This is a genomic window from Tamlana sp. I1 (assembly GCF_015355625.1).
Lineage (GTDB): Bacteria > Bacteroidota > Bacteroidia > Flavobacteriales > Flavobacteriaceae > Pseudotamlana.
Genome location: NZ_JACLAF010000017.1, coordinates 57,370 through 77,078 on the forward strand (window position 1 = coordinate 57,370; position 19,709 = coordinate 77,078).

Consider the following 19,709-nt stretch of genomic DNA (forward strand, 5'->3'; position numbering starts at 1 on the left):
TCTAATTTGCGCAATTTATAAAATATAGTTTACTATTTGCTGTGAATATTTAAAAAGCCTCAACAAGTGAGGCTTTAGTAACTACGTTGTAAAACGTTATTTAGATTATAATATTTTAATAAAATTCAAAGTTTTTAAATCACAAGCTTTCTTGTGGGTTTAGTATTTAATACGCTGTAATCTTATTCAGAATGAAGCTTTAAAATACGTACACGCTTTATTGTGATTTAATTGGTTTATCTGAAATTAAAACGTTCTATTTCGCCGTTTAAATTAATAATTTCTATTCTTAATGGCTCGTAAGTCGATCTGTCTTTTAAAATCTCTTGAACATCATCAACCGAATTAACTTTTATGTCGTTTATGGTTGATATGATGCAGCCTTCAGTGATGCCATTATTTTTCCAATATTGAGCATATTCACCATTTAATTGAACAATTTTAACACCATTTTTAGCGCTAAGTTTTTTCAAATCTTCATGCTTAGCATTTTTAATTCTACCCACTAAAGGCATGTTAATGGTTTGGTTTTTTGCCAATGTTACCGAAACCGTTTTTGTAGAGCCGTCTCTAGCGAGTTTTAATTGTACGATATCTCCAGGGCGTTTTGCACTTAAATGGCCTGTTAAATCTGAGAATTTAGAAACTTTAATGTTGTCAATCTCTTTAATAATATCGCCTTTTTGAAGCCCTGCTTTATCGGCTCCAGAGTCTTCAACAACGCTGTCTACATAAACGCCTTCGGTATCGTTAATACCAATTTCTTTAGCAACAGCACTATTTAGTGCGCCACCTTGAATGCCTAATATACCGTTTTGAACATTGCCATATTCTAAAATGTCTTCAACAACTTTTCTAGCAATATTACTAGGTACAGCAAACGAATATCCAATATAAGAGCCTGTTTGCGAAGAAATGGCCGTATTAATTCCAACCAGTTGGCCATTGGTATTTACAAGTGCTCCTCCCGAATTTCCAGGGTTTACTGCAGCATCGGTTTGAAGAAAGGATTGGGCACTAACACCCGATAAATCTCTCGATTTTGCACTAATAATTCCTGCTGTAACAGTAGATGTTAAATTAAATGGATTTCCAACTGCTAAAACCCATTCGCCAATTTTAACGGTGTCTGAATCTGCAAAAGTTACAAATGGTAAAGGGTCTTCAGCATTAATCTTTAATAGGGCAATGTCTGTTTTAGCATCGGTACCCACTAACTCGGCAGTGTAGGTTTTATTGTTATTCAGTGTAACCGAAAGTTCTTGAGCATTATTAATAACGTGATTATTGGTAATAATATAGCCATCTTCATTAATAATAACACCTGAACCTGTGCCTACCTGTGCACGCTGCGGACTTCTTCCTGAAAAGAAATCGTGAAAACTCATTTGTCCAGAGCTTAACGTTACATTTTTAACATGCACTACGGCGTTTACCGTATTTTCAGCAGCCTTAGTTAAATCTGGCGTTTCGTAGGGTATCGCTGTGTTTTCTGTGTGGTTGGCAGGAAGGTAAGTAGGCCTAATTTCTGTGGTAGTCGCTATTTCGGGTGTAGGGTTTTCAATGAGTAATTTATATGCACTTAAGGTAAAAACGCCACCTAAAGCAGATACTAACACTAATGATAAAATCTTCTTCATAATATCGTTTATATTTTATTAATAGAGATTAAAATTAATTATTTATTGAAATAGAAAACGAACTTTAACTGTCATTTAACAATCAAAAAAACGGTATAATATCATATCTTTGTGCCTTATTATGCAAGAGACTTTTTATAAATACCAAGGAACAGGAAACGATTTTGTGATGATTGACAATCGTCAGCAAACGTTTGATAAAAACAATACCAAACACGTTGCTTTTTTATGCGACAGACGTTTTGGAGTAGGGGCAGACGGACTTATTTTATTAGAAAATCATCCCGAATACGATTTTAAAATGGTGTATTATAACGCCGATGGAAACGAAAGTACCATGTGTGGAAATGGTGGCCGTTGTTTAGTGGCTTTCGCACAGCAATTAGGTGTTATTTCTAATAAAGCTGTTTTTGAAGCTATTGATGGTTTGCACCATGCAACGATTGAAAATGGCATCGTAAAACTTCAAATGTTAGATGTTCAAGTCGTAGAAAAACATGAAAACCACGTGTTTTTAAATACAGGTTCGCCACACCATGTGCAGTTTGAGAGTCATATTAATGATTTCGATATAAAAACAAAAGGCGCTGGTATTCGTTATGGTGCACCTTATAATGAAGCAGGAACGAATGTGAATTTTGTTCAGAAAATTTCTGATGATGTTTTTAGAGTGAGAACCTACGAGCGTGGTGTTGAAGATGAAACTTTATCCTGTGGTACTGGAGTTACAGCTGTAGCCATCGCCATGCACGCAACGGGTGAAACTACTAAAAATCAAGTGACTTTAAATGTTGAAGGCGGAAAACTGCAAGTAAGCTTTAATGAAGCAAACGGTACATATAATAATGTTTGGTTAATTGGTCCTGCTACTTACGTTTTTGAAGGCAAACTATGAGGACACTAAATGGCGATACTATTTATTTACGCGCTTTAGAGCCTGAGGATTTGGAGTTTATTCATAAGGTTGAAAACAACGAGTCCATCTGGGAAATAAGTTGTACTCAAACTCCTTATTCTAAGTTTTTAATTAAACAATATCTAGAAAATGCTCATAAAGATATTTATGAAGTCAAGCAATTACGATTAGTGATTTCAGATTATAATGATACGCCCGTTGGTTTGATTGATTTATTCGATTTCGATTTTAAAAACAAACGTGCAGGTATTGGCATTTTAATACAAGAACCTTCCGATAGATTAAAAGGTTATGGAAGCGAAGCCTTAGACTTATTAATCGATTATTGTTTTATACACTTAGATTTACATCAATTATACTGTAATATTTCAGAAGAAAACGAAGCCAGTATAAAGTTGTTTTCCAATCAAGGTTTTGAAAAAGTAGGCATAAAAAAAGACTGGAATTTTGTACACGGCACTTATAAAAACGAATATTTATTTCAACTTATTAATAATTAAATGTATATAAAAAAGATACTTTTAGCCATTGTTGGTTTAGGACTTATTGCAGCAGGATTTTTTGCGAATTTTGTTTATAAAGCCATGTTAAAACCTAATACAGCTTTTAATAATGAATCGGCTTTCATTTTTATTCCAACCGGATCAAACTATCAATATGTTAGAAATGAGTTAGAGCCTTTATTAAACGATATCGAAGCTTTTGATGCATTGGCAAAACAAAAAGAATACATCACACACATAAAGGCAGGACGTTTTGAAATTAAAAAAGGGATGAGTAATAACGATATTATTAATTCCATTAGAAGTAAAAACTTGCCCATTCGTGTCTCTTTTAACAATCAAGAGAGTCTTGAAAAATTAGCAGGGCGCATTTCCGATCAAATTGAAGCCGATAGTTTGTCGTTAATAAAAGCGATGACAGATACATCATTTCTAAAAGCAAATCATTTTACTAGGGCATCAGCACTTGGTATGTATGTGCCTAATAGTTATGAGTTTTTCTGGAATACTTCAGCAAAAGACTTTAGAGAAAGAATGCTAAAAGAAAATAAGGCTTTTTGGAATACTTCTAGACTTGATAAAGCAAAAGCCATAGGTTTAACACCAGAAGAAGTTATTACTTTGGCTTCTATTGTTCATGAAGAATCTAAGCAAGCATCAGAATTGCCTAGAATTGCAGGAGTTTATATGAATAGATTAAAAATTGGTATGCCATTACAAGCAGATCCTACGCTTAAATTTGCAGCTTACCAACTTCCAGAATATCAAGGTACTGTTATAAAGCGTGTTTTAAATGTTCATAAGGAAATTGATTCGCCATATAACACCTATCAAAATCGAGGTTTACCTCCAGGATTAATTGCGATGCCTGATATTACGGCTATTGATGCGGTTTTAAATTATGAAAAACACAAATACCTCTATTTTGTTGCCGATGCTAAACGTTTAGGGTTTCATAAGTTTGCTAAAACTTTATCACAACATAATGCTTATGCCGCCGAATATTGGCGCTATTTGTCTTCACAGGGCATTAGAAAGTAGTTTTACATCATTGCATTATACAGTGCAGTATTTAAATTCTCATGTTTTATCTAGCACGAAAGTAGTTAATAAAACATGAGAATTTTTGTTTACTTCCGACACGCCATGTCGCATAAATTTGTTTAAATCTAAGCTAACTTTGTTAAGTAGTTTGAGATTTTAAGCAGAAAAATGCGTTTAAAACGCTTTTCGCCATCAAAAAAAAGCATGCTTAGCAATAATAATTGTCAGTATTGGCATAGAAATTGGTAAGAAGCTTAAGCTCTAAGCTAAAAGTTAGCGTGTAGACTTATTAAATGGTTTTGATGATTGATACCGTTTCATTTTCAAACATAATAAAAAGTTAAAAAGAACTTATGTTTTGATTATGAAACATTATAAATAGCTGTTTTTTAGCGGTTTGTATGTTGTTCGGTCTTTGTCTTAATACCATGTTAAATAAGAGTATTTTAAGAGTTTTGGCAGTTTTATAATCTAAATTTAATGTAATAAAAAGGAATGTTTTAATAACAAAAACTTAATAGAAACCTGTGTATTTCGTCTATTGTTCAATAAAAAGAAACACATAATCGATTAATTTTGAAGTTATTGAAAAAAAGCCTAATTTTGCAGGCTCAAATTTCAAGGTGGAAATTACATTTAATAAACACCGAAAAAATTTAAAATGTATGGTAAAAAATATTGGAAGTTATGGAATTCTTGCACTTACAATATCAACACTATTGTATTTCTCGTTTCAATCGAGCGAGGCTTTTGATTTAAGTAAATATTCAACTGAAGGGTTAGACTTAAATTATACAGTAAAATTGGACGCGATAGAGGATAATTCTACAGTTCAAAAGCACAACGAAGAAGTATTCACCCCGTATTTAGGAAAATCTTTTGTAGGCTTTAAAGAAGCATTAGCTTTTAAAGAGTCTCGAGGTAATTATTCTGTGGTTAATTCTTATGGTTACATGGGAAAATATCAATTTGGAAAAAATACTTTAAAACTGATTGGGATTAACGATCCTGCTGCGTTTTTAAAGAGTCCTAGAATGCAGGAGAATGCTTTTGTAGCGAATACAGCTCGTAATAAGTGGATTTTAAGACGTGATATCAAGAACTATGTTGGAAAACGTATTAATGGTGTCTTAGTTACAGAATCTGGTATTTTAGCTGCAGCTCACTTAGCGGGTGCAGGAAGTGTAAAGAAGTACTTAAGAAGTTATGGTATTGATAACTTTGCAGACGGTTACGGTACAACGGTTGGTTATTATATGAAACGTTTTTCAGGATATGATACGTCGTTTATTAAAGCCGATAGAAAAGCAAAAGCGATTTAGTATTTAACTTTTATGAATTATAAATAGGGTAGGTCTTTTATGAAGGTCTACCTTATTTTTTTTCCATTGATTTGCAGTTTGGGTTTTTATAAACTCGTTTGGCAATGTAATGTCGCAAGCCACACAAACATTGGTGTTGCTTTCTAAAATCGCAGATAAATCTTCAATCATTTTATTGTTTCGGTAAGGGGTTTCAATAAATAATTGCGATTGATTTCGTTCAAACGAAAGGCGTTCTAAATATTTTATTTCTGCTTTACGTTCTCCTTTATCAATGGGTAAATAGCCGTTAAAAGCGAAGCTTTGCCCGTTCATTCCAGAACTCATGAGTGCCATTAGAATGGAAGAAGGACCTACCAATGGTACAACCTTAATGTTTTTGTCGTGTGCAATTTTAACCACATCTGCGCCAGGATCGGCAACTCCAGGACAACCTGCTTCAGAGAGTAAACCAACATGAATCCCTCTTGAACAGGGTTCTAAAAAGTTTGGTAAATCGGTGGCTTCTGTGTATTTGTTTAATACAAAAAGGTTTAACGAAGGTTGTGATTTTTCTGGGCAAATGCGCTTTATAAAGCGTCTTGCAGTTTTTTCATTTTCAACAATAAATGTATCGGTTTGCTCAATAATTTGTTTTACCGTAACAGGTAAAACTTCCAACGGATCGTTATCGCCTAAAGTGGTTGGAATTAAATAAAGTTTACCGCTATGTGTTGTCATTTTATGAAGAAGTTAAATCTTGAGCTATTTTTGTACAGGCTTCATCTAGCATGTTGTATACATTTTGAAAGCCTTCATCGCCACCATAATAAGGGTCGGGAACATCGAAGTTTTTATTAGGATACACTTCATTTAAAATAAACTTTACTTTATTTTCATCCTCCTCATTTCTAGCTAATTTCAATACATTTTGGTAATTCGATTCATCCATCACATAGATAATATCGAATGTATCAAAATCTGAAACTTCAAATTGCCTGCCTTTTAAATTGGAAATGTTTAATCCGTGTTTTTTAGCAACGGCCACCGAGCGTTTGTCGGGAGCTGAACCAATATGATAACTTGCCGTTCCTGCAGAATCTACTTGAAAATCTTCGGCTGGAAGTTTTGACTTTAAAATACCTTCAGCTAGGGGTGAACGACAAATGTTTCCCAAGCATACCATTAAAATTTTAGTCATGGCTAAATGTTTTAAACAGAAAGTTTTTTGGTAATGTCTTCAACATATTTTCTAAACTGTTTGTCTGTTGAAGATAGGTTGTGAACCGTTTTACAAGCGTGTAAAACTGTAGCGTGATCTCTTTTTCCAATTTGCGAACCAATACTAGCTAAAGAAGCTTTTGTGAATTTTTTAGCAAAAAACATGGCTAATTGTCTGGCTTGTACAATGTGGCGTTTTCTGGTTTTAGATTGTAGTGTGTCGATGTCCATTTGGAAATAATCGGAAACTACTTTTTGGATATAATCTATAGAAACTTCGCGTTTGGTGTTCTTAACGAATTTTTCAACAATCACTTTTGCTAAATCAATTGTGATTTCTTTTTTGTTGAAAGATGATTGGGCAATTAACGAAATTATGGCGCCTTCTAATTCTCGAACATTCGATTTGATGTTTTTAGCAACATAATCAATAATATCTTCAGGCATTTCAACGCCATCACGATAGAGTTTGTTCTTTAATATAGAGACTCGAGTTTCAAAATCTGGATTTTGTAATTCGGCAGATAAACCCCATTTAAAACGTGAAAGCAAACGTTGTTCGATATCTTGCATATCAACAGGTGCTTTATCACTTGTTAAAATAACTTGTTTTCCATTTTGATGTAAATGGTTGAATATATGAAAGAATACATCTTGAGTTCCTGTTTTCCCCGAAAGGAATTGCACGTCGTCAATAATAAGAACATCGATAATTTGATAAAAATGAATAAAATCATTTCTATTATTCTTTTTCACAGCGTCTATATATTGTTGCGTAAATTTTTCAGCAGAAATATATAAAACTGTTTTTTCTGGATATTTGTCTTTTATGTCTACGCCAATAGCATGCGCTAAGTGCGTTTTTCCTAAACCAACACCACCAAAAATTAATAGAGGGTTGAAGGATGTTCCTCCTGGTTTGGCAGCAACGGCTAATCCAGCACTTCGTGCTAAACGGTTAGAATCACCTTCAAGGAAATTCTCAAAACTGTAATTCGGATTTAGTTGCGATTCTATCTTTACATTTCTAATGCCTGGAATTACAAACGGATTGCGTAATTCAGGGCTTTTATTATTTAAAGGAATATCAACATTTTGCGATTTCACAGCAGAACGGTTTGAACTCGGAATTTTTTCGGTAAAAGGTTGTTTGTTGCCATAGGTGTTTTCCATTCTAATAATGTACACCAGTTTGGCGGTTTCTCCTAACTCCTTTGTAAGTGATACTTTTAGGATTTTTACATAATGTTCTTCAAGCCATTCGTAAAAGAATTTACTAGGTACTTGAATGCTTAATGCAGTGTCTGTTAATTTGACTGCGACAATTGGTTCAAACCATGTTTTGTATGCTTGCGGTTGAATATTATCCTTTATGAATTCTAGACAGTTATTCCATACCGATTGCGCAGTTACACTCATTTTTTATTATATAGATTTTATTTGTTAGTTTAGAAATCAGCGAAAAAAACGACCTTTCGCTCCCCTTTTATAGCGAGGCAAATATGTGAACAAAAATCTTAAAAAAAAAATGAAATACTATTGAATATTTAGATTTTTTTCCCCATGTTTAACCTCTAGCCGAAACTACAAAAAAATATCCAATTATACTTATGAAATTCGATGAAATACAAATAAGAGTTCGATATGGTGAAACCGACCAAATGGGGGTTGTTTATCATGGAAACTACGCGTTATACCTTGAAATGGGGCGTATTGAGTGGCTTCGTAAGATTGGAGTTTCTTATAAAAAAATGGAAGAAGATGGTGTGATGCTCCCAGTTGTTTCTATGAGCTTAAACTATAAAAAATCAGCAGGTTATGATGATGTAATTAATGTTAAAACACAACTAAACAGTATACCAACGGTTAAGATTGAATTTGACTACGAAATCACCAATGAAAAAGGTGAAATTTTAACAACTGCAAATACGATTTTAGTTTTTATAGACAAAAAAACAAATCGTCCCACAAGACCACCAAAATACATTTTAGATGCCTTAAAACTTTAGTTTAAAGCGCTTTGATTTTTATTTCGTAAAGATGATTGAAAATATCGAAAATTGATGCGGAATCTTTTTTTCTAACCGAAATTGTAATTTGGCAATCCATTTCCAGTTTTTGATGGATGATTTTTAATTTTTTTTCTTTAATGATACGCATTACCGTATTCATGTTTTTGTAATCAAATGAAATTAGATAATCAATATTGATGGTTTTTTTAATAATTTTTGAAGCTTCTAAGGTCAGTTGTGCTGAAGTTTTATAGGCATTTATTAAACCACCAACGCCTAATTTAACACCGCCAAAATAACGCACTACAACAATTAATATGTTGGTGACTTCAAAAGATTGAATCTGTCCGTAAATTGGCATACCCGCAGAATTGCTTGGTTCGCCGTCGTCGTTAGCCCGATAGGCAATGGTTTCGGTTCCTAATTGGTAGGCGTAGCACCAATGCCTTGCCGAATGGTGTTCTTTTTTTAAAAGGTCTAGGTGGGTTTTTACATCTTCTTCGGTTTTTACTGGAAAAGCATAGCCGAAAAATTTGCTGTTTTTGTCCTTAAACAAGGTTGGTTCAGGACTAGTTTCAATGGTTTTGTATGTGTCTTTTTCTGCCAAATATGCTGTTTAAAAGAGATTACTTTTTGTTTCAAACAATGTAGAAACGTCTTCCGTTTCAGGATTAATGTGCCAAGTTTTAATTTTTAGCGCATTTGCACTTATAATATTTTCTTTATTGTCGTCTATAAAAAGGCATTCTTCAGGAATAAGTTTATTTTCTTTTAAAACAAATTCGAAAATATCATAATTCGGTTTTGCTAAATGAATTTCATGAGATAGGTAAAACTTATCAAAGCATTTTTTGAAATCATCAAAGAAATTCACATTCTGTTTGATGTAATCAATGTGAAGTTCGTTCGTGTTGCTTAATAATATGAGTTTGTATTTCCCAGATGCTTTTAAGGTTTGTAAAAACTCTAAACGGTGCTTCGGAAAATGTTTTAACATCGCGTTCCAAACATCAATAATGTCTTCTTTTGAAAGCTTCGGAAAATTTTCAGCATAAAAATCTAAAAATTCAGCTGTTGAAATTAAACCTTGTTCGTAAAAACTATTAAATGCGGTTATTTCTTCAGAAAAAGAATCGATTTCTAAAACTTCAAAAGCATTTTTTTTAGCGCCTTCAATGTCTAAGTTGATAAATACATTGCCGAAATCGAATATGAGGGTTTTAATCATTTTTGTAAATCTTTAGAATGTCTGTTTTTATTTTTTCTTCTGAAATTAATACGCCTGAAAACTCAGGGGCTTTTGTGCCTGTTTTGAAGCTTACTTGTCCTGTAAAAACTCGTGCTTCATCCCAAAGGTTTTCATCAATAAAGGTTTGCAATGTTTTGGCACCACCTTCAATAATAATCGAGTTGATGTTTTTTTGGAATGCTATGTCGCAAATTTGCTTTGCAATAGCGGTTTTTAATTCCCAATTTATATACTCGGTCTTCAGTCCCCGGTCTTCTGTCATTGGTCTCCCGTCCTCAATTTCCCGTCTCCAGTCTCTCGTCTTCTGTCTTTTCTCATCCGTCTCCTGTCTCTCGTCTCCCGTTCGCTCACTTATTACAATAGTCTCACCAGATTCATCAAAAACCATAAAGTTTTTGGAGAGTTTTTTATTTCTATCTAACACAATTCGGATAGGGTTTTTTCCAATCCAATCTCTTGCCGTTAAACTAGGATTATCTTCTAAAACGGTATTTGTGCCAACTAGTATAGCTTGTTCTTCGGTACGCCATTTATGCACCAATTGTCTAGAATAGCTGTTTGTAATCCAAACGGGTTTTTGTTCGTCTTTTTCCTCTGGAGATAAATAGCCGTTTTCGGTTTCGGCCCATTTTAATATAATATACGGACGTTTTTTATTATGAAAGGTAAAAAAGCGTTTGTGGTGATTTTTACAGGCTTCTTCTAAAACACCAACTGTAACATTACATCCTGCGTTTTTCAATTTGGCAATGCCTTTTCCTGCGACTTTTTCGTTATCATCAATACAGCCAATCACTACATTTGGGATTTGATGTTTAATGATTAAATCGCTGCAAGGTGGTGTTTTACCATAGTGCGAGCAAGGTTCTAGAGTTACGTAAATAGTTGCTTCTTTTAATAAGTCTCTATTAGTAACACTGTTTATTGCGTTTACTTCGGCGTGATTTCCGCCAAAATCACTTGTAAAACCTTCGCCTATAATTTTATTATTATGCACAATTACAGCGCCAACCGTGGGGTTAGGGCGTGTGGTTCCCAAGCCGTTTTTGGCAATTTCTAAACAACGTTTTATGTAGTGCTCTTGAGTGTTCAAGCTTATAAGTTGATTTTAATTTCCTCAGATTTATCAATAACATAAGTTTTAGAAATCCCTAAAACTTTATAAACTATTTCTCCTTTATACTGCACGTTTATAGTTTTTGACATAAAACTATCTATTAAACCAACTAAGTTTTTTGTGTTTATTAAACTATCTGTTGGAATTTTAGAGGTTAAAGCTATCGAAAACTCTTTTTTAGCAGGTACTTTATAGGTTTGGTTTTCAATCGTGGCAAGGTTCTTATTATTGACGAAAATTTTTAATTCGTTGGTGCTTAATTCACCATCAATATCATTCGGGTTAATAAATAAAGCGTCAGCGCTTAACGTGATAAATTCAGAATTGCTTTCTAAAACTTGAATGTTTTCAAGTCCTATAAATCGCGGTTGCTCTCTAACTGTACAATGTAACAGTGTTAGGCATATTGTTGATAAGATTATAAGGTTTTTCATTTTAAAATTTTACGATTTGGCGTATCTTCACGTATTCAAATTTTAACGCTTAAAGTGCGTAAAGATACTATAGTTATTCGAGAAATTAATTCTTAGATCTAACCGAATTTAAACAGTAGATTGAAACAATTAAATATCAAAATAGATGTTAAACAATGACTGTTTTTCAGGAATACTAAAAATATGAGACTAAAAGATATACAAAAGAAGTTTCACGCAGAATTAGATACCCTCTATGCTACAGAGGAAGTAAATAGTTTTTTCTATACGCTAGTTGATGTTTTTTATCAAGTTTCTCGTATTGAAATGGCTATGGATTCTGAAATCTCTGTTGAAGATGATTCGCAAATTTTAAAGGCTTTAAAGGCGCTTAAAAAACATAAGCCTATTCAATATATAATTGGCGAAACCGAATTCTACGGCCTCCCATTTAAAGTGAATAAAAATGTTTTAATTCCTCGCCCAGAAACCGAAGAATTGGTGGAGTGGATTTTAAAACATACCAATGGGAACAAGCATATAAATATTTTAGATATTGGTACAGGCAGCGGTTGTATTGCAATATCATTAGCTAAAAATCTTAAAAACGCTTCGGTTTATGCTTTGGATGTTAGTAATAAAGCCATTGAAGTGGCCAAAGAAAATGCGGTTTTAAATGCTGTTGAAGTTCAATTTATTGAAGCTGATATTTTAACGACAACACAAATTAATGATTTAAAATTTGATATTATTGTTTCAAATCCGCCCTACGTTAGGGAAAAAGAACAGGTGCTTATGAAGCCTAATGTTTTGGAGAACGAACCGCATTTAGCCCTGTTTGTAAAAGACGATAATGCATTGCAGTTTTATAAAGCTATTACAGAATTTGCAGTTCAGAATTTGGTTGAAAACGGCGAATTGCTGTTTGAAATAAATGAATTTTTAGGTAATGAAATGATTCGACTCTTGCAAAAACATGAATTTTCTAATATTGAATTAAAACAAGACATCTTCCGTAAGGACAGAATGATAAAAGGTGTAAAGAATTAATGAATACAATTGAACAAAAAATACTAGCGCTTAGAGCCGAGTTACGCGAACATAACGATAAATATTATGTACAGGATTCTGCGGTAATTTCAGATTACGATTTTGATATGAAACTGAAGGAACTTCAGGATTTAGAATTAAAACATCCAGAGTTTTTTGATGCCAATTCACCCACACAGCGCGTTGGGGGAGCGGTGACCAAGAATTTTGAAACTTTGGTTCATGAACATCGTATGTATTCTTTAGATAATTCATATTCCAAAGAAGATTTACAGGATTGGGAAGCGCGCATTAAAAAGATGGTGGATGGTGAAATTCAATACACTTGCGAATTAAAATACGATGGTGCATCCATAAGTTTGACTTATGAAAATGGTGTTTTAGAAAAAGCAGTAACTAGAGGCGATGGTTTTCAAGGTGATAATGTAACTGCTAATGTGAAAACCATTAAATCTGTTCCATTGCAATTAAAAGGTGATTTTCCTCCAAGATTTGATATTCGAGGCGAAATTGTCTTGCCGTTTGAAGGTTTTAATAAAATGAATGAAGAACGGATTGAAATAGGCGAGGAGCCCTATAGAAACCCTAGAAACACAGCATCTGGAAGTTTAAAGCTCCAAGACAGTGGCGAGGTTGCTAAGCGTCCTTTAGAGTGTTTACTTTATAATTTAACAGGAACAAAACTAGGTGTAGAAACACAGTTTGACAGCTTAGAAAAAGCAAGACAGTGGGGGTTTAAAGTGCCCGATGCTGCTAAACTAGCCAATTCTATAGATGAAGTTTTAGAATTTATTAATTACTGGGATATTCACCGCCATAGTTTACCTTACGAAACTGATGGTGTGGTGGTAAAAGTAAATAGTTTACAGCATCAAGAAGAATTGGGTTATACGGCAAAAGCACCACGATGGGCAATGGCGTATAAGTTTCAAGCCGAGCAGGTTTCAACACGATTAAATAGTATTACTTATCAAGTTGGGCGTACTGGAGCCATTACGCCTGTTGCAAATTTAGAACCTGTTGAGTTGGCAGGGACTACTGTAAAACGCGCGTCGTTACATAATGCCGATCAAATTGAAAAACTTGATATACGCGTTGGCGATGAAGTTTATGTGGAAAAGGGAGGCGAAATTATACCTAAAATTCTTGGTGTCGATTTAACTAAAAGAGATTTAAATTCTGTGCCAACGGTGTATATTTCAAAGTGTCCGGAATGTGAAACGGAATTGGTAAGACAAGCAGGCGAAGCACAGCATTATTGTCCGAATTACAATGGATGTAAACCGCAAATTATAGGAAGAATACAGCATTTTATTTCAAGAAAGGCCATGGATATTGATGGTTTAGGTGGCGAAACCGTTGCTTTGTTGGTAAAAGAAGGGCTTATTTCTAATTATTCTGATTTGTATGTGTTAACCAAAGATCAAGTGATTCCTTTAGAGCGTATGGCAGAAAAGAGTGCCGATAATTTAATACAGGGCATTTCGCAATCTAAGAACATTCCGTTTGAACGCGTTTTGTATGCTTTGGGTATTCGTTATGTGGGAGAAACGGTTGCTAAAAAATTAGCAAAGCATTATAAAAGCATCGATGCTGTAATGGCTGCTTCACAAGAAGATTTGGTTAACGTTGATGAAATCGGTATCAAGATAGCCGAGAGTGTTTGTGCTTTTTTTGCTTCCGAAGAAAACATCAATACGGTAAATAGATTGAAATCATTTGGAGTACAGCTACAAATGTCGGAAGCACAATTGGAAGGGCAAACGGAAATTCTTCAAGGCGACATTATTGTGGTTACAGGTGTTTTTGAAATCGTATCAAGAAACGAGTTAAAAAAACTTATTGAAGATAACGGCGGGAAAGTAAGTAGTTCTATTTCTTCAAAAACTAGCTATATTATTGCTGGAGCAAACATGGGGCCTAGTAAAAAAGAAAAAGCCGAAAAGTTAAATATTCCTTTAATTAGTGAAAGCGATTTTCTACTTAAATTAAAAGTTTGATTGTTATTTTCTTGTAAAAATCGTAAAACACATAATATAATGTAATGAAAATGAATTATATTCGTGTTTAAACCAAAAAAAAGCATCATGTGGAATTCGAAGATTTTGGCGAGTGTTATAGTGGTGGTTTACTTTTTGTTTGTTTTTTTTCAATTTAAAGGAAACGAAGTATTAGCTGGAAATTTAGAGGTTTTAATCATTCCTTTGATGGCGCTTGCTTATATGTGTTTTGTAAATAAAAAGACGGTTTATTTTACATTATTTATTCTGTTATATGCGATTTCTGATTTATTAGACTTGATTGTAAATCATATTGATTACAATTATTATTACTATTTAGGTAATGGGTTGTATATGCTTGCTTATATGTTTTTATTAATTAAATTATTAAAATCGATAAGCTTGTATTATGTGATAAAAAACTTAAAGCTGCAATTAGTTGTTTTACTTGCGCTTAGTTTATATCTGTTTTATGTATTGCAAGTTATTGTAGAGCCATTTGTGGGGTTAAGAAGTGAGTATTATGTAGAATTGGTTTATAATGCGCTTATGCTTATGCTTTTAACCTTGGCTTTGTTAAATTATAATTATAGAGAAAATCAAAAATCCTTATTTATTTTTATTGGTTCACTTCTAATAGTATTCTCTGAAGTTATTTGGATTGCGCATACTTATATAGCAGAAAGAAATTTACTTAATGTGGTTTCTGTAACATTAAAATTATCAGCATTTTTCTTCTTTTATAAACAGTCAAAAATGATGAATGAAGGTTCTAAAGAAGATGAATTGATTCTTGAATAAACTTATAATTTAAGGTTTTTAGAATAAAACTTTTTGTTTATACGGTAATTGAAACACCATCTGCCGATTTGTTCTTATTAGCATCAAAATAAAAATCAATACGCCCTAAATTAATACCGTAACAGCCTACTTGGTTAACAAGGGTATTTATGCCATCCAAATTTTTAACAATGGTTGGTTTTGGTAAGAAAGTATGGGTGTGTCCGCCAATTATTAAATCAATATTCTTTGTGGCTTTTGCTAGGTTTAAATCAGAAATGGTTTTGCTATCATGGTAATCGTATCCTAAATGTGATAAACAGATAATAAGGTCGCAGCCTTTTTCATCTTTCAAAATTCTGGTCATATCCTGAGATATTTCAATAGGATCTAAATATTTGGTTTCTTTAAAGTTTTCAGGCGAAACCAAACCGTCTAATTCTACGCCTAAGCCAAATACGCCAATTTTTATACCATCTTTTAAAAAGATTTTATAAGGCTTTGTGTGTGTGTCCATCGCTGTATTCGTGAAATCGTAATTGGCGCTTATAAAATCAAAGTTGGCATGCGGTAATTGCGAATACAAACCTTCAATACCGTTGTCAAAATCATGATTTCCAATGGTTGCAACATCGTATTTTAATTTGCTCATCAGTTTAAATTCTAGTTCACCACCGTAATAATTAAAGTAGGGGGTGCCTTGGAAAATATCGCCAGCATCTAATAAAAGGGTGTTCGGATTCTCTTTTCTAATCGCTTCAATTAAACTAGCGCGTCTGGCAACGCCACCAATGTTTGCGTTTCTAGGGTCGTCTGGCGGAAACGGGTCGATGTGGCTGTGAACATCATTGGTATGTATTATGGTAATTTTTTTAGTTTTTTCTAAAGTTGTAAACGATTGTAAACCAAGTCCACCTAGTGAAACCAAAGCGGTGCCTATGGAAGCTTGTTGAATAAAATCTCTGCGTTTCATAATTTATTTAATTTGAATGAATCTGTTGTCTTGAACAGGATTAACGGTATCAACTTTCATAAAATAATCAATCAAGGTGTTTCTTATTTTATAATTTAATCTGTAAAGACTGTCACTTGGTTTAAAAAAGGTCATGTGGTCGCCACCTTCATATAAATAATCGTTTGTAGCGACATAATATGTTTTATTAGGATCGATATTTTTACCATTAATTTTGGCGTCAACAAGTTGTCCATCAGTATTTATAATGATTTGAAGTTTTGAGATAGGATGCGCGGTTTTGGCTTTCACTAAATAATCAACGAGCTGATTAACCTGCGTGCCTTTTATAGCAGCAACTACAATGCTGTTTTCAAATGGCATGAGTTTAAAAGCAGTGCCTTTAGAGATTTTTCCTTTAGGGAGAATCGAACGAATACCACCGAAATTCAATAAAACCATATCAATATTATGGCCAGATCGTTTTAAAAATACAGGATTAGCTTGCTCGTAAGCTACGTCTGCCATGAAATTTCCTATGGCTGTATTTAACTTGCTGTCTGTTTTAGAATAGGTATTGCTAGCATAAGCAAGTACACTGTCTAAATCCTTTTGAATATGGTCCCTATAAGGCTTAACATAATCTTCAATAGATTGGTCTGTTTTAAGCGTATCTGTAATTTGTATTTGATGTCCTTCTATTTTTGTAAGTTCAAATTTGTCCTTTTTGCAATTCAGAAAAACTAAAAAATATAACAAATAAATTAAATGTGTAAACCTCATTCTATAAATCTTAAATAATGTATGTACTTTTGCTACCTTTGCCCAAATTATAAAGATAAATGATTTTAAAGGTTTTTAAGGAAAAATCTATAAAAAAACGCATAAACACATTGTTGTCAGATCGTAGTGTGAAATCTGACAATAATCAAGCGGAAACATTAGGAGTCATCTTAAATATAGATGAAATTGATAATGAAGAGTCCTTTATAAAACTAGCTAAAGAAATTAAAATTCAGCCTAACAGGTTGAAGATATTAGCATTTTCAGCAAAGAAAAAAGATGCACTTAATGTTAGAGCAAAAGGCTGTTATCTTGAAGATTTTAATTGGAATGGCGTTGTAAAAAATATAGAAGTACAATCGTTTTTAGAAACAGATTTTGATCTTTTGATTAGCTATTATTCTAGTGAAATTTTAGAGTTGAAGTTGTTAACAGCAGTTTCAAAAGCAAAATTTAAAATAGGCGTTTTGCAATCTGATGAACGTTTAAACGATTTAATAATAAAAACCAAAGTAAACGAATTTAGTGTGTTTAAAGCAGAAGTGCTTAAATACCTAACGATATTAAATAAAATTAGTAAAGCATGAATAGTAAGTTTCTAGGAACTGGAGTGGCATTGGTTACACCTTTTAATGCCGATTTAAGTATAGATCACGAGGCATTAACAAATATTGTAAATTTTAATATAGATAATGGTACAGATTATCTTGTAATTTGCGGTACTACAGGTGAAAGTGTAACCTTAACGAAAGCGGAAAAAAAACAGGTTGTTGAAACAATTGCTAAGGCAAATAATGGTCGCGTACCAATGGTTTTAGGTATTGGAGGAAATAATACAGCTTTAGTAATTGATGAAATTAAAAACACAGATTTAAGTCAGATTGATGCTATTTTATCTGTGTCACCATATTATAGTAAACCAACTCAGGAAGGTATTTATCAACATTTTAAGGCTGTTTCAGAGGCTTGTCCTGTAGATATTATTTTATATAATGTGCCAGGAAGAACTTCAAAAAATATTGAAGCTGAAACCACTATAAGAATGGCTAACGATTTTAAAAATGTGGTTGGTATCAAAGAAGCAGGGAATAATATGTCGCAATATTTTGAGCTGATTAAAAACAAACCTGAAGATTTTCTAATTATTTCTGGCGATGACGATTTAGCTTTAGGCGTAGTTTTAGCCGGAGGCGCAGGGGTTATTTCTGTAATCGGACAAGGATTTCCAAAAGATTTCTCTGAAATGATTCGTTTAGGATTAAAAGGAGAAGCAAAAGAAGCTTACAAACTGTATTACAAAATCGTTGATGCTATAGGGTATATTTTTGAAGAGAATAATCCAGCAGGAATAAAAGGCGTTTTTGAAGCTTTAAATTTGTGTGCAGACACGGTTAGATTACCGTTAGTTCCTGCATCACAAGCACTAAAATCTAAAATAACAGCATTTGTAAATAACTATTAGTATTGTTAAATATAACTTAAACCTAACAATTGCTAGTGTTTAGCAGTTATTTTAGCGTTGAAATTATATTTTTAAAATCCATATTAATCACTTAATTTTGCATTCTGTTTAAAAATTTATGAACAAACTTTTATACATTCTAGTAGTATTCACATTTTTAACAAGTTGTAGCGAATATCAAAAGACCCTTAAAGGGGAAGATATTGGCGCAAAGTTTAAAATGGGAGAGGAGTTTTATAATGCGGGTGAGTACGCAAAAGCCAATGCGCTTTTTGCACAAATAGTCCCGAATTATAGAGGAAAACCTCAGGCTGAAAAGTTAATGTACTTGTATTCTAATACCTTTTATAAAACGGGAGATTACTATGTTGCAGGCTATCAGTTTGAACGTTTTGCTTCCAGTTATCCTAAAAGTGAAAAACTAGAAGAGGCTTCTTTTTTAAGTGCAAAAAGTTATTATATGCTTTCACCAGTGTATAGTAAAGATCAAAAAGAAACCAAAGAGGCTATAGAAAAGCTACAAGATTTCATTAACTTATTTCCAGAGTCAGAATATGTTCCAGAAGCAAATAAGCTTACTCAGGAATTGGTTTACAAACTGGAAAAGAAAGCTTTTGAAATAGCAAAACAATACGATATTATTTCAGATTATGAAGCTGCAATAAAATCATTTGATAATTTTATTTTTGAATTCCCTGGGTCTCCTTTTCTTGAAGATGCATTATTTTACAGGTTAGATTCAGCTTTTAAATTAGCAGATAACAGTATTGAACGAAAAAGAAAAGCGCGACTAGAAACCGCAAAGGAATATTACATTCAGTTTAAAAAAGATTATGCCAATTCAGAACATATTGAAGATGTAGAAGAAATGGCAGCGAAAATAGAAGAAGAATTACAAAATTACAGCTCACAAAGTTAAATACAATAACAGATGGATTTAAAAAAAACCAACGCTCCAGTTAATACTATTACTTACGACAGAAATCAAATAGACGAGCCAACAGGCAATATCTATGAGTCTATTTCGATTATTGCTAGACGTGCCGATCAAATTAACACAGAGATTAAAAAAGAACTTATTGATAAGTTAGAAGAGTTTGCTACTTACAATGATAGTCTTGAAGAAATCTTTGAAAACAAAGAGCAAATTGAGGTTTCTAAATTTTACGAAAAATTACCTAAACCTCATGCATTAGCTGTTCAAGAATGGTTAACAGATAAAATTTATTTTAGAAATACTGAGGAAGATTCTCAGGAATAATTTCT

Annotated in this window: 22 protein-coding genes; 12 read left to right on the top strand and 10 right to left on the bottom strand. The window is 33.1% G+C overall.

Features of this window, described 5'->3' with window-relative positions:
* Nucleotides 1-236 precede the first annotated feature (236 nt).
* Nucleotides 237-1,640 carry a S1C family serine protease gene (locus H6X70_RS15115; protein ID WP_194768535.1) on the bottom strand — a complete coding sequence of 468 codons (1,404 nt, stop codon included), beginning with the start codon at nucleotides 1,638-1,640 and terminating at the stop codon, nucleotides 237-239.
* A 121-nt stretch (nucleotides 1,641-1,761) separates the two neighbouring features.
* Between H6X70_RS15115 and dapF the strand changes: the two genes are divergently transcribed.
* The 4 genes from dapF to H6X70_RS15135 all read left to right on the top strand — a co-directional run bounded on the left by dapF (nucleotide 1,762) and on the right by H6X70_RS15135 (nucleotide 5,425).
* Complete coding sequence (gene dapF, locus H6X70_RS15120) at nucleotides 1,762-2,535, top strand: diaminopimelate epimerase (RefSeq protein WP_194768536.1); 774 nt, start codon at nucleotides 1,762-1,764, stop codon at nucleotides 2,533-2,535.
* Nucleotides 2,532-3,056: a GNAT family N-acetyltransferase gene (locus H6X70_RS15125; protein ID WP_194768537.1), complete on the top strand. Its 525-nt coding sequence runs from the start codon at nucleotides 2,532-2,534 to the stop codon at nucleotides 3,054-3,056. The genes dapF and H6X70_RS15125 overlap by 4 nt, the downstream gene beginning before the upstream one ends.
* On the top strand, nucleotides 3,057-4,100 hold the full coding sequence (gene mltG / locus H6X70_RS15130) for an endolytic transglycosylase MltG (protein WP_194768538.1): 1,044 nt from the start codon (nucleotides 3,057-3,059) through the stop codon (nucleotides 4,098-4,100). It abuts the gene before it with no gap.
* A 668-nt stretch (nucleotides 4,101-4,768) separates the two neighbouring features.
* The gene (locus H6X70_RS15135; RefSeq protein ID WP_194768539.1) at nucleotides 4,769-5,425 is read left to right on the top strand and encodes a peptidoglycan-binding protein LysM; all 657 of its coding nucleotides are present in this window, start codon (nucleotides 4,769-4,771) and stop codon (nucleotides 5,423-5,425) included.
* Nucleotides 5,426-5,428: 3 nt separating this feature from the next.
* On the opposite strand, the gene H6X70_RS15140 is transcribed toward H6X70_RS15135, so the two are convergent.
* The 3 genes from H6X70_RS15140 to dnaA are packed head-to-tail and all read right to left on the bottom strand — an operon-like array spanning nucleotide 5,429 to nucleotide 8,044.
* Nucleotides 5,429-6,145 (bottom strand): SAM-dependent methyltransferase, encoded by a 717-nt coding sequence (locus tag H6X70_RS15140; RefSeq protein WP_194768540.1) that lies wholly within the window; start codon nucleotides 6,143-6,145, stop codon nucleotides 5,429-5,431.
* Between the two features lies 1 nt (nucleotide 6,146).
* A complete protein-coding gene (locus H6X70_RS15145; protein ID WP_194768541.1) occupies nucleotides 6,147-6,605 on the bottom strand; it encodes a low molecular weight protein-tyrosine-phosphatase in 459 nt (152 codons plus the stop codon).
* A gap of 11 nt (nucleotides 6,606-6,616) precedes the next feature.
* Nucleotides 6,617-8,044, bottom strand: coding sequence for a chromosomal replication initiator protein DnaA (gene dnaA / locus H6X70_RS15150; protein ID WP_194768542.1), 1,428 nt, complete (start codon nucleotides 8,042-8,044; stop codon nucleotides 6,617-6,619).
* A gap of 191 nt (nucleotides 8,045-8,235) precedes the next feature.
* On the opposite strand from dnaA, the gene H6X70_RS15155 reads away from it, so the two are divergent.
* Entirely contained in the window at nucleotides 8,236-8,634 is a 399-nt protein-coding gene (locus H6X70_RS15155; RefSeq protein WP_194768543.1) for an acyl-CoA thioesterase, read from the top strand.
* A 1-nt stretch (nucleotide 8,635) separates the two neighbouring features.
* Here H6X70_RS15155 and H6X70_RS15160 read toward each other — a convergent pair whose 3' ends face one another.
* Genes H6X70_RS15160 through H6X70_RS15175 form a run of 4 tightly spaced genes read right to left on the bottom strand, consistent with a single transcriptional unit; the run spans nucleotide 8,636 to nucleotide 11,437 of the window.
* Nucleotides 8,636-9,244 carry an IMPACT family protein gene (locus H6X70_RS15160; RefSeq protein ID WP_194768544.1) on the bottom strand — a complete coding sequence of 203 codons (609 nt, stop codon included), beginning with the start codon at nucleotides 9,242-9,244 and terminating at the stop codon, nucleotides 8,636-8,638.
* A 9-nt stretch (nucleotides 9,245-9,253) separates the two neighbouring features.
* Nucleotides 9,254-9,865, bottom strand: coding sequence for an HAD family hydrolase (locus H6X70_RS15165; RefSeq protein ID WP_194768545.1), 612 nt, complete (start codon nucleotides 9,863-9,865; stop codon nucleotides 9,254-9,256).
* Nucleotides 9,858-10,979 carry a bifunctional diaminohydroxyphosphoribosylaminopyrimidine deaminase/5-amino-6-(5-phosphoribosylamino)uracil reductase RibD gene (gene ribD, locus H6X70_RS15170; protein WP_194768546.1) on the bottom strand — a complete coding sequence of 374 codons (1,122 nt, stop codon included), beginning with the start codon at nucleotides 10,977-10,979 and terminating at the stop codon, nucleotides 9,858-9,860. Before ribD ends, H6X70_RS15165 begins: the two co-directional genes overlap by 8 nt.
* A 2-nt stretch (nucleotides 10,980-10,981) precedes the next feature.
* A complete protein-coding gene (locus tag H6X70_RS15175; RefSeq protein ID WP_194768547.1) occupies nucleotides 10,982-11,437 on the bottom strand; it encodes a hypothetical protein in 456 nt (151 codons plus the stop codon).
* A gap of 183 nt (nucleotides 11,438-11,620) precedes the next feature.
* Between H6X70_RS15175 and prmC the strand changes: the two genes are divergently transcribed.
* From prmC to H6X70_RS15190, 3 genes are all read left to right on the top strand, one after another.
* On the top strand, nucleotides 11,621-12,466 hold the full coding sequence (gene prmC, locus H6X70_RS15180; RefSeq protein WP_194768548.1) for a peptide chain release factor N(5)-glutamine methyltransferase: 846 nt from the start codon (nucleotides 11,621-11,623) through the stop codon (nucleotides 12,464-12,466).
* A complete protein-coding gene (gene ligA / locus H6X70_RS15185; protein WP_194768549.1) occupies nucleotides 12,466-14,466 on the top strand; it encodes an NAD-dependent DNA ligase LigA in 2,001 nt (666 codons plus the stop codon). Before prmC ends, ligA begins: the two co-directional genes overlap by 1 nt.
* An 87-nt stretch (nucleotides 14,467-14,553) precedes the next feature.
* Complete coding sequence (locus tag H6X70_RS15190) at nucleotides 14,554-15,267, top strand: hypothetical protein (RefSeq protein WP_194768550.1); 714 nt, start codon at nucleotides 14,554-14,556, stop codon at nucleotides 15,265-15,267.
* A 37-nt stretch (nucleotides 15,268-15,304) separates the two neighbouring features.
* On the opposite strand, the gene H6X70_RS15195 is transcribed toward H6X70_RS15190, so the two are convergent.
* Together H6X70_RS15195 and H6X70_RS15200 are read right to left on the bottom strand one after the other, a co-directional pair.
* Nucleotides 15,305-16,219, bottom strand: a complete 915-nt coding sequence (locus H6X70_RS15195; RefSeq protein ID WP_194768551.1) for a bifunctional metallophosphatase/5'-nucleotidase — start codon at nucleotides 16,217-16,219, stop codon at nucleotides 15,305-15,307.
* A gap of 3 nt (nucleotides 16,220-16,222) precedes the next feature.
* Entirely contained in the window at nucleotides 16,223-16,981 is a 759-nt protein-coding gene (locus H6X70_RS15200; RefSeq protein WP_194768552.1) for a 5'-nucleotidase C-terminal domain-containing protein, read from the bottom strand.
* Nucleotides 16,982-17,040: 59 nt separating this feature from the next.
* Here H6X70_RS15200 and H6X70_RS15205 point away from each other — a divergent pair, with 59 nt between their 5' ends.
* From H6X70_RS15205 to H6X70_RS15220, 4 genes are all read left to right on the top strand, one after another.
* Nucleotides 17,041-17,568, top strand: a complete 528-nt coding sequence (locus H6X70_RS15205) for a DUF6913 domain-containing protein (RefSeq protein WP_194768553.1) — start codon at nucleotides 17,041-17,043, stop codon at nucleotides 17,566-17,568.
* Entirely contained in the window at nucleotides 17,565-18,443 is an 879-nt protein-coding gene (gene dapA, locus H6X70_RS15210) for a 4-hydroxy-tetrahydrodipicolinate synthase (protein ID WP_194768554.1), read from the top strand. Before H6X70_RS15205 ends, dapA begins: the two co-directional genes overlap by 4 nt.
* 118 nt (nucleotides 18,444-18,561) lie before the next feature.
* Nucleotides 18,562-19,362, top strand: coding sequence for an outer membrane protein assembly factor BamD (locus H6X70_RS15215; protein ID WP_194768555.1), 801 nt, complete (start codon nucleotides 18,562-18,564; stop codon nucleotides 19,360-19,362).
* 12 nt (nucleotides 19,363-19,374) lie between these two features.
* The gene (locus tag H6X70_RS15220) at nucleotides 19,375-19,704 is read left to right on the top strand and encodes a DNA-directed RNA polymerase subunit omega (RefSeq protein WP_194768556.1); all 330 of its coding nucleotides are present in this window, start codon (nucleotides 19,375-19,377) and stop codon (nucleotides 19,702-19,704) included.
* Nucleotides 19,705-19,709: the final 5 nt, after the last annotated feature.

Bases quoted from the DNA above. Each gene is read 5' to 3' on its own strand.
- H6X70_RS15115 (WP_194768535.1), bottom strand. From the start codon at position 1,640: ATGAAGAAGATTTTATCATTAGTGTTAGTATCTGCTTTAGGTGGCGTT.
- dapF (WP_194768536.1), top strand. From the start codon at position 1,762: ATGCAAGAGACTTTTTATAAATACCAAGGAACAGGAAACGATTTTGTG.
- H6X70_RS15125 (WP_194768537.1), top strand. From the start codon at position 2,532: ATGAGGACACTAAATGGCGATACTATTTATTTACGCGCTTTAGAGCCT.
- mltG (WP_194768538.1), top strand. From the start codon at position 3,057: ATGTATATAAAAAAGATACTTTTAGCCATTGTTGGTTTAGGACTTATT.
- H6X70_RS15135 (WP_194768539.1), top strand. From the start codon at position 4,769: ATGGTAAAAAATATTGGAAGTTATGGAATTCTTGCACTTACAATATCA.
- H6X70_RS15140 (WP_194768540.1), bottom strand. From the start codon at position 6,145: ATGACAACACATAGCGGTAAACTTTATTTAATTCCAACCACTTTAGGC.
- H6X70_RS15145 (WP_194768541.1), bottom strand. From the start codon at position 6,605: ATGACTAAAATTTTAATGGTATGCTTGGGAAACATTTGTCGTTCACCC.
- dnaA (WP_194768542.1), bottom strand. From the start codon at position 8,044: ATGAGTGTAACTGCGCAATCGGTATGGAATAACTGTCTAGAATTCATA.
- H6X70_RS15155 (WP_194768543.1), top strand. From the start codon at position 8,236: ATGAAATTCGATGAAATACAAATAAGAGTTCGATATGGTGAAACCGAC.
- H6X70_RS15165 (WP_194768545.1), bottom strand. From the start codon at position 9,865: ATGATTAAAACCCTCATATTCGATTTCGGCAATGTATTTATCAACTTA.
- H6X70_RS15175 (WP_194768547.1), bottom strand. From the start codon at position 11,437: ATGAAAAACCTTATAATCTTATCAACAATATGCCTAACACTGTTACAT.
- prmC (WP_194768548.1), top strand. From the start codon at position 11,621: ATGAGACTAAAAGATATACAAAAGAAGTTTCACGCAGAATTAGATACC.
- ligA (WP_194768549.1), top strand. From the start codon at position 12,466: ATGAATACAATTGAACAAAAAATACTAGCGCTTAGAGCCGAGTTACGC.
- H6X70_RS15190 (WP_194768550.1), top strand. From the start codon at position 14,554: ATGTGGAATTCGAAGATTTTGGCGAGTGTTATAGTGGTGGTTTACTTT.
- H6X70_RS15195 (WP_194768551.1), bottom strand. From the start codon at position 16,219: ATGAAACGCAGAGATTTTATTCAACAAGCTTCCATAGGCACCGCTTTG.
- H6X70_RS15200 (WP_194768552.1), bottom strand. From the start codon at position 16,981: ATGAGGTTTACACATTTAATTTATTTGTTATATTTTTTAGTTTTTCTG.
- H6X70_RS15205 (WP_194768553.1), top strand. From the start codon at position 17,041: ATGATTTTAAAGGTTTTTAAGGAAAAATCTATAAAAAAACGCATAAAC.
- dapA (WP_194768554.1), top strand. From the start codon at position 17,565: ATGAATAGTAAGTTTCTAGGAACTGGAGTGGCATTGGTTACACCTTTT.
- H6X70_RS15215 (WP_194768555.1), top strand. From the start codon at position 18,562: ATGAACAAACTTTTATACATTCTAGTAGTATTCACATTTTTAACAAGT.
- H6X70_RS15220 (WP_194768556.1), top strand. From the start codon at position 19,375: ATGGATTTAAAAAAAACCAACGCTCCAGTTAATACTATTACTTACGAC.